Raw genomic sequence first — 12,818 nt, forward strand, 5'->3', positions numbered from 1 at the left:
ATACAGTACAAATGTATCTTATTATTTGTTAAATACAAATATTTTTATTCTTCTTTTACTGTACCTCCCTAAAGTAAAATCAGAACCATGTTGCTGCTCTATGGTACTTTTTTTTTAATCTTTGCATAATTATCATTTCTGTTTCAATGAAGAAAAAATCAAAAAGCCCAATTCCTCAACCTAAAAAAATCACTCCTGCAGGCACAAAATATATTCGGAGCAAAATCATTCTAATGGCGGTCATTATAGTACTCGGTTTAATTCTTGTTATCGATTCGAAAACCGGTTTTATTAAAGCTATAGTTGGCGATGGGACCATTCGTATACCTATCCCCCACTGGCTAAAAAAGCTTATTGGCTAACTCGGGTATTGGTTCAGCCTTCTTGAGCAGGTTGAGATTCCTGTTCTTCGGAAGAAGTAAGTTGTTTTCTCGAATGCATTTTATAAATGAGCAAACCAATCAACAGTGGCAGGGCATACGAAGCCATCATGACAATATTGCCCATGTTCCAGAAATGCTCAAGATCAGACATGGAGAACAACATAAAGATCCCAATTGAACAAAGCATGCTAAACAGGATTAATAAGCCTCTGATGCTTAGCGCAGATAAGGATGTCTTACCCAAAAGTACATAACAAAGCCAGAGCAACAGAAAACATGGCATAGAACAGGCTCCTCCCACTCCTATAGCAACCAAGTAATAGATCGCAAAATCCTTCGAGAAGACATAATCAATGATCTGGGTAATATCGGTATTAAACATCACAGCATTATTGTTACTGGCATTCAAAAGCAGAAATAAAGGACCAATAAAAATACTGGTCAGCCAAACTTTGAGTGGAAAGTTAAGCGTGCTGTTCATAAATGTGAATTTAAGAAAATTTCGGCAAAAGAAACGATCTTAGCTTCACCATATCATTTAAAAGAATAATAAAAAAGGCGATGAATATCGTTTATCCCTCGCTAAAGTTAATGCCCTAAACAATTCATAACTATCTTCCTGCAAACGATAGCGCACAATTAGCCCCCTTTCTACGGTGAAATGCGCAGAAAACATAGAAGAATATAGCTTTCCGGTTTTGAGCATTTTTGAACTAAATTCACCTGAAGCAATGGCAAAATTATCTTCAACAAGAATATGGTCAATCTGTGCACTTACAGGTTCTATATTCTGCCATAAAAGATTAAAAAAATCAGCTATTTCCTCCCTGCCTGTTCTTCTTCCTAACCACGGTGCGATATTCTGGTTTCCAGGTATGTCCCAGTCTACGTTTTCTGAAAACAGGCCGCAGAGCGTTTCTAACTCTCTGCTGGCTAATGCCTGATAAAAGCTTTGAACTATTTTTCTGGTTTGAATGGTAAGGATGTCTTTCATGGTTGATTTTCTATGGATTTAAAAACAAAGAAAAAACACCCCACTGACAACCCTATGGCAGTGCAGTAAAATTATCCATAACCGTCATTGATAAAATGGCTTGCTCAATAGAACAAGGATTATCTGACAGATGGCCAAGAAAATACTCATTTACCTTTTCGATCATAGGCTGCTCTACATGCGGGATAGGTGCAAAAACCAATTCTTCTTCCTCTCCATTTTTTGTCAATAAAACCTTATTTCCAAATACAGAAAAACTGATCTTCCCCAAAGACCCTACGATTTCGCAATAATCCTTCCTGTCTTTTACTGAAACCGTAAAGCACCAGGTTCCGTTGAAAACCACACCGTTTTTAAATAAAATATGTCCGCTTACCAGATCATCTGCATTGTTGATCAAAGATTGATTGACAGATACTCCCGATGATATCAAGGGGTCACCAAAGAAGTAAATCATTAGATCGAGTTGATGCGGAGCAAGATCATGGAACAATCCGCCGCCAGAAATTTCGGGGTTCAGTCTCCAGTTGGTCTCCGAGGGAGCTATAATATCCGTGTTTTCAGGCTGTAGCATTTGCAACTGTACAAATCTTACATCACCTATTTCTTTCTGCTCCAACAGTTCTTTGATCTTCAAAAACATGGGTTGGGCTCTGCGGTAATGAGCCACACTCAATTTAACTCCATATTGCTGGGAAGCCATCTTCATTCGTATTGCAGAGCTTGCATTGATGGTTACAGGCTTTTCTACATAAACCGGCTTACCAGCTGCCATACACAGTAACGTATATTCTTCGTGTTGCAATGGAGGAGTGGCAATGTATACTGCATTTACTTCAGGATCATTGATGAGCTCATGTACATTGCTGTACCATTTCGGCACGCCATGCCTCAAGGCATAATCGGCTGCTTTTACTGCATCCCTGCGCATTACTGCTATCAGAGAGGAGTTGAGCACCTTATTAAAAGCTGGCCCGCTTTTCACTTCGGTTACATCCCCGCAACCTATAATTCCCCATTTAATTTCCTGCATATATCGAAATGATCAATTCTCAGATAGATTCAGTAAAGCTAGTTTATTTTGTAAAAAAGATTCCAATATATTTTCACCAGCTTTGGAACTGATTTTGTTAGAAGAGCGAACAATGGCATCTACAATAATAACGCTTGGCATTTTTGTGCTAACCTTATTCCTGATTCTTGTGAAGCCTAAAGGTTTACCTGAAGCCTGGGCGACCATAATAGGTGCTGCCCTCATGTTGTTTACCCAAAAAGAAACCATAGCCCAAGCCTTACAAATTACTGCTCAAGGCGCAGATGTATTGCTGTTTCTATTGGCTTTAATGTTGTTATCAGACCTGCTTGACCGTTCTGGTTTCTTCGAATGGGCGGCCATCTGGGCTGCGCGATGGGCAACCGGACATGGAAAACTACTTTACCGAAATGTCTTTATTCTGGGTGCCATTATCACGGCATTCCTATCACTTGACACTACGGCAATCATACTTACACCAATCGTTTTATCCTTTGTAAAGAGATTAAAACTCCCCGCTTTACCTTTTTTAATGGCATGCGCTTTTATCGCGAATACAGGTTCTCTACTCTTACCAGTTAGCAACCTGACTAACCTTCTTTTCCAGGGGACGCTAAAATTTTCATTTGCGGCATTCGCTTTACGTATGCTTCTGCCTCAAATTGCCATCGTTTGCTTAAACTATCACTTGTTCAAATGGTACTTTAGAAAAAATTTACCCAAAAAATTTAATGCATTGGATTTGCCGGAGCCTAAAAGTGTAATTAAGGATCCGCTTTATTTTAAAGGTGCAATTTTTGTATTGACTGGTGTAACTATCGGTTATTTTATTGGTGCATTAATTGGAATTGCACCTTATATTATTGCACTGACTGGTGCAGCGGCTTTATTGATTTGGAGTGTATACAGAAAGCAGATCAGCAAGCAGGTCATCAATGGGATTTCCTGGTCACTATTTCCTTTTATTATAGGTCTTTTCATCGTTATACAGGGGGTACAGAATCTGGGTTTAACTAAATATGCAGCGCAGGGATTAATGTCGCTTCGGCATATACCACTCCCATTACAGATGTTAGGTACTACATTTGGAGCGGGAATTGGGGCAAACATCATCAACAATATCCCCATGGCTCTATTGTCTATTTCCGTATTGAACATGGCACATTCGCCGGAATTGGTCCAATATGCAGCACTGATTGGGTGTAATATTGGACCAAACTTAACCGTAGCTGGTTCTTTAGCCACCATGCTGGTGATCAGTTCAGCTAGGCAAAAAGGAATTAACATGAGTGCATACGATTTCTTCCGTATTGGTTTATGGGTTACCCCATTGTTATTGATCACCGCAGTGACAATCCTTTATTTAACCGATTTTCTCGTCTGAATCACGAACGTTTAAAATAAATGGATTTGGTTCTTCAGTATTCAGACAACATATATTATCTGAAATAAGCTGATTATTATGTTCTATTGCCAAAAAAAAATATTAAATATTCTTTATTTGGAGGACTCGAAAAATAGTGCATCCTTTGCTGTTAAAAACTCATTTTTTTAGCGAATTAAACCAATAACCAAAATGCCATCTGCACTTCCAGATCACGAACTTGTTCTGCTCCTAAAAGAAGGTCAGCATACTGCATTCGAAGAACTATACAATCGATATTGGAAAAAGATCTTGCATTTGGCGGTTCAAAAAACAGGTGACCTCATTGAGGCGGAGAATATAGTTCAGGACATCTTTGTTTCACTCTGGAAACGAAGGGAAGTACTGACTATTAATTCCAGTTTTAACAACTATCTGGTTGTTTCCGTAAAATATAGGGTAATTAAATGGCTTGACAAACAAAGATCAAAGCGACTTTATGAAGGTAACGCAATAGCCCATTATGATGTACTAGATGACTCCACCCAACAATACCTGGAGTTTCAGGAGCTTCGAAGCCGCTTAGAGAAAGTATTGGCCACTCTACCGGAAAAAAGTCTTATCATCTACAAAATGAACAAGGATGAAGGAATGAGTCATCACCAAATTGCTACTGAACTGGGTATGACTGAAAAAGCCGTAAATTCCCATCTGGTAAGAACTAAAAAAGTTCTAAGAGCACATTTGAACAACTTTTTAACAAGCTTCCTTCTTTAAATTCAACATATAATTTTACAAATTTTATTTTTTTAAAAATAATTTGAGTCATTTGCTCTCTTCAGGGTACTAGTACATAAAGGCCCTTATAATGCAGGATAAAGAAAAGATCAGATTACAGGAATTAGCACACAAGTACCTCAACGGAACAATAACTTCTGTGGAGCAACAGGAGTTTGACAACTGGTTTGAGGAGGTTAATGATGAGCCTTTAACTGTCTTTTCAAGTGGACCGGTTACCGAGCAGGAACACAAGACACAAATCTTTAACAAGATAACAGAAACTCTTCAATCCAATAAAAAGAAAACAAAACGTTTTTGGTCAACAGGCCTCGCTGCAGCCTCTGTATTCTTATGTTTTGGAATAGCGGCCTATGTCCATTTTCATAAGAGTCCTGAGGCTCGTCTGGCCATAAATAAAATGAAAGACCCTATACAGCCAGGCGGTCAAAAAGCATACCTCACCCTGGCAAATGGAAAGCGTATTGTTCTAACCAATGCTGCAAATGGTAAATTGGCTGAAGAATCGGGGGTGCAGGTTAGTAAAACGGCTGAAGGTGAGTTGATCTATACCATCACCGGAAATTCCAAGTCGCAATCATCACTGGCCTTTAATACGATAGAAACCCCCAGAGGCGGTCAGTACCAAATACGCCTTCCTGATGGAACCCAGGTTTGGCTCAACTCTGCCTCCAGTTTAAAGTATCCAATCTCTTTCGAATCACAGCCCACCAGAAGAGTGATGCTTCAGGGAGAAGCTTATTTCGAAGTAACAAAAAATAAAAAGGTACCCTTCATTGTGGATATAAAAGATAAGCAGGAAGTAAAGGTTCTAGGTACTCATTTTAATATAATGGCCTATAGTGATGAGCCAATGCTGGAAACTACCCTCATGGAAGGGTCGGTGGAAGTTTCCCACAATAATCATAAAAATATCCTGAAGCCTGGGCAACAGTCCTCCATCCAACCTGGTGGAGAAATGCATATTCTGGATAATATAGACCTAAACAGTGTAATTGCCTGGAAAAACGGAAAAATATTTTTCGAAGGTCAGGATATCAGATCCATTATGCGGCAAATTTCCAGATGGTACAATGTAGAAGTAGAATATCATGGAAATATACCAAAGCGGTCATTTACCGGTGCTATCTCCCGGGATGCCAGTTTATCAGAACTTTTAGAAATTTTGAAACTGAGTAAAGTCCACTTTAGGATTGAAAACAGGACTATTATAGTCACACCTTAATGCAATTAATTTAGCTATAAACCCTAAAACCAAAGTATATGAAGCCATAAATACTAATCCAAAATCTACCGGTTAATAAAAAACCGACAGTGCGACCAACACTGCCGGGCAATAAGTAGTTAACCTTCCGTTGCGCACGGTAAAATCTATACCTAGATAATTTTTCCAGTTAACCAAATAACAAAAGTATGAATTTTTATACGCTATCTACCCCTGTGCCAAAAAATGGCCGGGTGGCTTTTAAACTCATTCTGTTTATGAAATGTGTTTTCCTTTTGATGACTGTGTTCTGCCTGCAGGTATCTGCAACTACATCGGCACAACAGATTAATTTTTCAGAGAGAAATGTTTCTCTGAAAAAGGTTTTTAATGCGATCCAGAAACAAACCAAGTACGTAATTTGGTATGAAGACAATCTATTGCAAAACACCACAAACATTAATGTCTCCTTACGTAATGCGAGTTTGACCGAAACTTTAGATGCCTGTTTAAAAGACCAGCCTCTAACCTATACCATTGTTAATAATACTATTGTAGTTCAGCGAAAAGCGCATACAAAAGATGGTGTTACAACAGTACCAGTTAAAGGTAAAGTAACCGATGCGAAGGGGTTGGGTTTACCTGGAGTAACCATTAAACTTAAGGGATCAACCACCACCGTGGTGACAGACAATAATGGAAATTATCAATTGTCATTATCCGAACCTAAGGGCATCCTTACTTTTAGTTACATTGGTTACGAATCCAAAGAAGTCAGTATAGACGGCAGAACAGAAATCAACATCCTGCTAAAGGAAATTAACAGCGATCTGAATGAAGTTGTTGTTGTAGGCTTTGGGGTACAAAAGAAGGCCAACTTAACTGGCGCAGTAGATCAAATAACTAGTAAAGATCTTATAAACCGGCCTGTTGCTAATGTAGGGGACGCCCTACAGGGCTTAATGGCTAATCTAAACATCAGTACAAATTATGGTGGAGGTGCACCTGGTGCTGCTAAATCGATGAACATACGTGGTTTCACGGGCTTAAATGGTGAACTGGCTGGTCCACTTATTTTAGTGGATGGTGTAGAAACCAATATTAATTCTGTAAACGCAAATGACATAGAAAGTATCAGTCTATTAAAAGATGCGGCTTCCGCTGCTGTTTACGGATCCAGAGCCCCCAATGGCGTATTGTTAATTACCACCAAACAAGGCCAAAAAAATCAGGCACCCAGGTTAAGTTATTCCAATAACATCTCTTTTTCCCAGCCGTTAAATGTTCCTGTAATGTCCAATTCGCTCACTTGGGCTCAAACCTTAAACGAAGCCTACCTGAATGCTGGTCTGGCTCAGTTTGTGCCAGATGAAGCTATCAACAGAATACAAAAGTATATAAACAACCCTACTGGAACGCCAACTACCGTAGCCATCCCAGGGGCTAACCAATGGGCCAACTATGATCCTCAATTTGCCAATTCAAATAATGATTGGTTTAAACTCTATTTAAAAAGATGGTCGCCTAGCCAGGAGCACAACATTAGTATTGATGGTGGAAGTGATAAAACCACTTATTTTATTGGTTTGGGCTCTACCGATAAAAATGGACTATACAATTTTGCGTCTGACAGTTATAAACGTAAAAACCTTCGCGCAAATATTACCACAGACGTCAATAAATACATCACATTTAGTTTAAAAACATCCTTTGCCCAAGAGAATGACGATGCCCCATTTAATGGCGGAGCCAATACAGGGAATAACTGGTTTCATCAAATTGCACGTATCTGGCCTATTATAGCTCTAACAGATCCAAACGGTGGATATGATAGTTACTCCTATGTCGCACAAATCGAGCAAGGCGGAAGAAACACCAGCCGTACCAATGAGAGCAGAATTAGTGGTGACATCACCATAAAACCACTACCCGGATGGAACATTACCGGACACTACAACTATGATTACAATACAACGAATGGAATGATATCCATTTTACCTTATCTCTATTCCACACCAAATAACCCCCAAACACAAAGTGCGACGGTATCCTCTGTGAGTAAAACCAATGAGTCAACCAATTATTACAATTATAATGTTTTCTCTAACTATGAAAAGCACCTGGGAGACCATTATTTCAAGGCGATGGTAGGCGTACAAACGGAAAAGAAAACCTACAGCTATTTATATGGATATAATTCAGATCTCTATAATTTGAGCCAACCTTCACTGGCTTTAACCAGTGGAATTGCTCCATCTACTACAGACGGTGGGTACAGTTGGTCAACAAACAGTACTATTGGCCGGATTAATTATAATTACAAAGAGAAATATCTTTTAGAGGGTAATGCCAGTTACATGGGCACTTCTCTATTTCCACAAGATACCAGGTATCATTTGTTTGCTTCAGGCTCTGCCGGCTGGGTACTTTCAAAAGAAGACTTTTTCAAACCCCTGCTATCTACAATCAGTAATGTAAAATTAAGAGGATCTTATGGCGGCTTAGGTGATATTTCTTATTTCCTGGATAAGGGAAATTACTATCCATATCAATCTTATTTAAACACCAGCTCATCCACCAATACTTCCTGGATCTTTGACCCCGCCAGTGGCGGCCGCCTGCCAAATGTATCCAATCCAACAAATACTGTGAGTCCAACCCTTACCTGGGCCAAACCTTCTATGTTGGATCTAGGCATTGACATCGACTTTTTAACCGACTTTAGCGCAACTTTTGATTGGTACAGAAAAAATATAACCGCACAATTTGGTCAGATAGGTACATTTCCTGCCCAATTGGGTGTAACTCCTGCTTTAGTGAACAATTCTGCGTCTGTTACAAAAGGATTTGATCTTACGGTTTCCTGGAAACACCAATATGGGGATGTCAATGTGACGGCCAGAGCCAACATTGGTCATTATTCCGGCAAGGTGACTCAATACGACCAAAATGTCACTCAATCCATCAACGATAAGTATAAAGGAGAACCCATTGGTGCAATCTGGGGCTTTGAAACCGTTGGTAAATTCCAATCGCAGCAACAGATTAAAAATTCTCCAAGCCAGGCAGCCATTAACGGGGCCACATGGAACCCAGGAGACATTCAATATGCAGACCTCAATGGTGACGGAAAAATTGATTATGGAAACAACACTCTTGCCAATCCCGGAGATCGGAAGATTATAGGAAACACAACCCCTGATTTTCTCTACGGTTTCAATACAGGTGCCAGCTGGAAAGGTTTTGATCTATCCATTTTCATTCAGGGGCAAGGACATGCTGATTATATGCCAGGCAACAACTACTTCTGGGGCGTTACTTCGACCTACCAAAGTACTGTAACACCTAAACTGTCTGACAGGTGGACTCCATCAAATCCTAATGGCTATTTCCCAAGATTAGACATCAATAATGGGGGTAGAAACCAAATTACCCAATCGGGCTATTTGCTCAATACAGCCTACATGCGGCTAAAAAATGCACAAATTGGATATACCTTTCCAAATAAACTGACCGAAAAAATTCACGTTTATGGATTAAGGCTGTATTGTAGTATTGAGAATGTTTTAACCATTTCCGGTGCTTTAAAGCATCAATATGTTGACCCCGAACTACTTCAAAGTGACGAAAAAATATATCCGCTTCAGCGAAGCTATTCTTTTGGTCTAAAAATGAATATTCAATAACCATTAATTATTTGAATTATGAAATCGAGACAAATCCTATACATATATTCTCTCCTCTGTTTAATTTTGGTTTCTTCCTGTAAAAAGGACAGTTTACTGAACCAAGTCCCCCCTTCTGCACTTACTGAAGCTTCTTATTGGCATACCCCGGCAGACCTTAAAAACTACATGAACAACCTATACGGGTACTTTCCTCTTTATGGTGGTTTCGGTAATCTGGGAATTTACAGCGTTGATGGCAACAGTGATAACTTAGTTACTCAGGTTGAAGACAAAAGACTAAATGGCGAGCTCACCATCAATAATGGTACAGTAGCCAACTGGACCTCTATCCGAGATGTAAACTATTTTCTGGCTAATTACCAAAAAGTAACAGGAGAGACCAGTACCATTGCCCCTTATGTAGGCGAGGCTTATTTATTTAGAGCAATGTTTTATTTTGATGCATTGCGATCTATTGGAGGTGTACCCTGGATTAATAAACCACTTAATGTGAATGACCAGGAATTCCTGATGGCACCGCGTCTATCCAGAAACATCGTAGTCGATTCAATTGTAAATGACCTGGACAAAGCCATATCAAATCTTCCGGGTAAAAGTGCAGCCCAAACTCAGCGATTGTATAAAGAATATGCCCAGAGTTTTAAATCCAGGGTATGCCTTTACGAAGGTACCTGGGAAAAATACCATGCCACCGATGCTTTTGGTGTGGCCGGTCAGAATGGATCCAAATACCTTCAATTGGCTGCAGACGCAGCAAGCCAGGTGATACAGTCAGGCACCTATCAACTGGATAACGTTGGTAAATCTAATGGATATTTCAATTTATTCAATCAGACAGATTACAGCAGCAGTAAAGAAATTATATTTTGGGGCGCGCTCAGTGTCCAGGCAAAACTCACTACAAACTGGGCATCCTATTTTCAATTTGGCTCTGATGGATCTTGTTTTACCGGCTTATCTAAAAGCCTGGTTGATGATTACCTGTGCAAAGATGGCCTTTCAATTAGCAACAGCACACAATATCAAGGAGACGAAACGCTTTCCAATATCTTAAAAAACAGAGATCCCCGTTTAAGACAAAGTGTTTATTTCTATGGCGATACTGTTATCAGTAATGTACCGGGTGCCAATCCAATTAAATACTTCACCTATCCGGCACTTGTGGCCGGAGCCCCCTGTACCACTGGCTTTGAAATTAGAAAAGGCCTAAACACAGACTACAATCAGGACAGCCATAATGGGCCCGGTGGAACTACTGGTGTTATTTACATGCGTTATGCCGAGGTTTTGTTAATTTATGCTGAAGCTAAAGCGGAACTTGGGACCTTAACCCAATCTGACGTCGATTTAACCATAAATAAACTAAGAGACCGCGTTGGAATGCCGCACTTAAATATTGGAGCTATCGCAACAGACTCAAAATGGCTGTTTCCAAGTCTATCACCAATCATTAATGAGGTTCGGAGAGAACGTCGTGTAGAACTGGCCTGTGAAGGTTATCGTTTAGACGATATATTAAGATGGGCAGCTGCACCACAATTAATCATAGGTAAACAACCACTTGGCGCAAAAGCGAATCAATTCTTAGCGGTCATCCCCTCCATTAAACTTGGCAATAATATCTTCGTAGACCAGCAAGGTTACATCTCACCTTATGCCAATATCAGCAGTATGTCGGGGGGCTATCATTTTGATGTAAAAAGGGATTATCTATATCCTATCTCCATACAGGAAATCACTTTAAATCCCAAGGTGACACAAAATCCGGGCTGGTAATTTTAGATCCTGAAACAGGAGACCAATATTACAGAGCTAATGGCTTATTAATGTAGCCATGATTAATAGTTGGATTATTTTAGGAGCCCTGTTTAAAAGGGCTCCTTTTTATTTTAAATTAGCAATCACAAACACAACAAATGAAATACCTAAAACACCTAAGCCTGCCTTTGCTGATCTATACCCTATCGGCAAGCGCCCAAACCAAAAACTTTGTCCATATTCTGCCAGCAGATACCGAAAAAGAGGTGATCCAAAAGGCAGCAAATGTAGTCCCCGCTCCAAGACAGTTGCGCTGGCAAAACCTGGAACTCACTACCTTTTTCCATTTTGGTGTTAACACTATGTCCGGCCGGGAGTGGGGAGATGGAAAAGAAGACATTTCTACATTTAACCCTGCAGAACTAGATGCAAAACAATGGGTAAAAACTGTTAAAGATGCTGGTTTTAAACAAGTCATCATTACCGCTAAACATCACGATGGTTTTTGCCTCTGGCCAAGTAAATACACGGAACACTCCATTAAAAATACCCCGTATAAAGGCGGTAAAGGAGATATCGTAAAAGAAGTAGCAGAAGCATGTAAGCTGTACAACGTAGGCTTTGGCGTTTATCTTTCTCCCTGGGATAGAAACAATGCAGACTATGGAGATACAGAAAAGTACAACAAATACTTTATGGAGCAATTGACCGAATTGCTGAGTAACTATGGAAAAGTAGACGAGGTATGGTTTGATGGCGCCAATGGAGAAGGGCCAAACGGTAAAAAACCAACCTATCATTTTGAAGACTGGTATCGTTTGATCCGTAAACTCCAGCCACAAGCGGTGATTGCGGTATCCGGACCGGATGTTCGCTGGGTAGGAACAGAATCAGGAAAAGGCCGCTTAACAGAGTGGAGCGTCGTACCAATTGGTCAGCAAACCAATACCAGTACCGCACAAAACTCCCAAAAAGATATTTCATTTCCACCACAGGGCGATATGACAGGAGATGATCTGGGCGGCAGGGACAAAATTGTTAAAGCTAAAACACTCGCCTGGTATCCTGCAGAAACAGATGTATCTATAAGACCAGGATGGTTCTATCATGCTGCTGAAGATTCAAAAGTCAAAACACCAGAGGAACTCATGAATATTTACTTCACCTCAGTTGGCCGCAACAGCGTACTTCTGCTCAACATCCCACCCAATAAACAAGGCTTGATTAGCGAAAGCGACCAAAAGACACTTAAAGAATGGAAACAGAAAATGGATGCTACTTTTGGCCATAATCTACTGTCTGGATCTTCGGTGAAAAAAAATGGAATGACCTGGGAATATGATTTAAAACAAGCTAAAACCTTCGATGTACTTGCTCTGCAGGAAGACATCAGCAAAGGTCAGCGGGTGGAAAAATTCACGGCAGAATACTGGAACAATAACCAATGGATAAAATTTGCAGAAGGAACAACTGTTGGTTATAAGCGACTGATCAAGTTTGAAGCAATTACTGCAGCTAAAGTTCGCATTCGCATTGAATCTTCCAGGTTAACACCTAATATCTCCAATATTGGTCTTTACAAACTTGCTCAATAAA

Annotated in this window: 10 protein-coding genes; 7 read left to right on the plus strand and 3 right to left on the minus strand. The window is 40.0% G+C overall.

Annotated elements, in window-relative coordinates:
- Window positions 1–146: 146 nt before the first annotated feature.
- On the plus strand, window positions 147–362 hold the full coding sequence (locus DBR11_RS21610) for a hypothetical protein (RefSeq protein ID WP_108554692.1): 216 nt from the start codon (window positions 147–149) through the stop codon (window positions 360–362).
- A 13-nt stretch (window positions 363–375) separates the two neighbouring features.
- Here DBR11_RS21610 and DBR11_RS21615 read toward each other — a convergent pair whose 3' ends face one another.
- Genes DBR11_RS21615 through DBR11_RS21625 form a run of 3 tightly spaced genes read right to left on the minus strand, consistent with a single transcriptional unit; the run spans window position 376 to window position 2,410 of the window.
- Entirely contained in the window at window positions 376–864 is a 489-nt protein-coding gene (locus DBR11_RS21615) for a hypothetical protein (RefSeq protein ID WP_108554693.1), read from the minus strand.
- Between the two features lie 57 nt (window positions 865–921).
- On the minus strand, window positions 922–1,377 hold the full coding sequence (locus tag DBR11_RS21620; protein WP_108554694.1) for a nuclear transport factor 2 family protein: 456 nt from the start codon (window positions 1,375–1,377) through the stop codon (window positions 922–924).
- Window positions 1,378–1,429: 52 nt separating this feature from the next.
- Window positions 1,430–2,410, minus strand: a complete 981-nt coding sequence (locus DBR11_RS21625; RefSeq protein WP_108554695.1) for a Gfo/Idh/MocA family protein — start codon at window positions 2,408–2,410, stop codon at window positions 1,430–1,432.
- A 112-nt stretch (window positions 2,411–2,522) separates the two neighbouring features.
- Between DBR11_RS21625 and DBR11_RS21630 the strand changes: the two genes are divergently transcribed.
- The 6 genes from DBR11_RS21630 to DBR11_RS21655 all read left to right on the plus strand — a co-directional run bounded on the left by DBR11_RS21630 (window position 2,523) and on the right by DBR11_RS21655 (window position 12,817).
- A complete protein-coding gene (locus DBR11_RS21630; protein WP_108554696.1) occupies window positions 2,523–3,794 on the plus strand; it encodes an ArsB/NhaD family transporter in 1,272 nt (423 codons plus the stop codon).
- 192 nt (window positions 3,795–3,986) lie between these two features.
- A complete protein-coding gene (locus tag DBR11_RS21635) occupies window positions 3,987–4,550 on the plus strand; it encodes a sigma-70 family RNA polymerase sigma factor (protein ID WP_108554697.1) in 564 nt (187 codons plus the stop codon).
- A gap of 91 nt (window positions 4,551–4,641) precedes the next feature.
- On the plus strand, window positions 4,642–5,796 hold the full coding sequence (locus tag DBR11_RS21640) for a FecR family protein (RefSeq protein ID WP_108554698.1): 1,155 nt from the start codon (window positions 4,642–4,644) through the stop codon (window positions 5,794–5,796).
- Window positions 5,797–5,984: 188 nt separating this feature from the next.
- Complete coding sequence (locus DBR11_RS21645; RefSeq protein ID WP_108554699.1) at window positions 5,985–9,461, plus strand: TonB-dependent receptor; 3,477 nt, start codon at window positions 5,985–5,987, stop codon at window positions 9,459–9,461.
- Between the two features lie 18 nt (window positions 9,462–9,479).
- On the plus strand, window positions 9,480–11,240 hold the full coding sequence (locus DBR11_RS21650; protein WP_108554700.1) for a RagB/SusD family nutrient uptake outer membrane protein: 1,761 nt from the start codon (window positions 9,480–9,482) through the stop codon (window positions 11,238–11,240).
- Window positions 11,241–11,380: 140 nt separating this feature from the next.
- Window positions 11,381–12,817 (plus strand): alpha-L-fucosidase, encoded by a 1,437-nt coding sequence (locus tag DBR11_RS21655; protein ID WP_108554701.1) that lies wholly within the window; start codon window positions 11,381–11,383, stop codon window positions 12,815–12,817.
- The last annotated feature ends 1 nt before the right edge of the window (window position 12,818 follow it).

The sequence above is a fragment of the Pedobacter sp. HMWF019 genome, assembly GCF_003061025.1.
Taxonomy (GTDB): Bacteria; Bacteroidota; Bacteroidia; order Sphingobacteriales; family Sphingobacteriaceae; genus Pedobacter.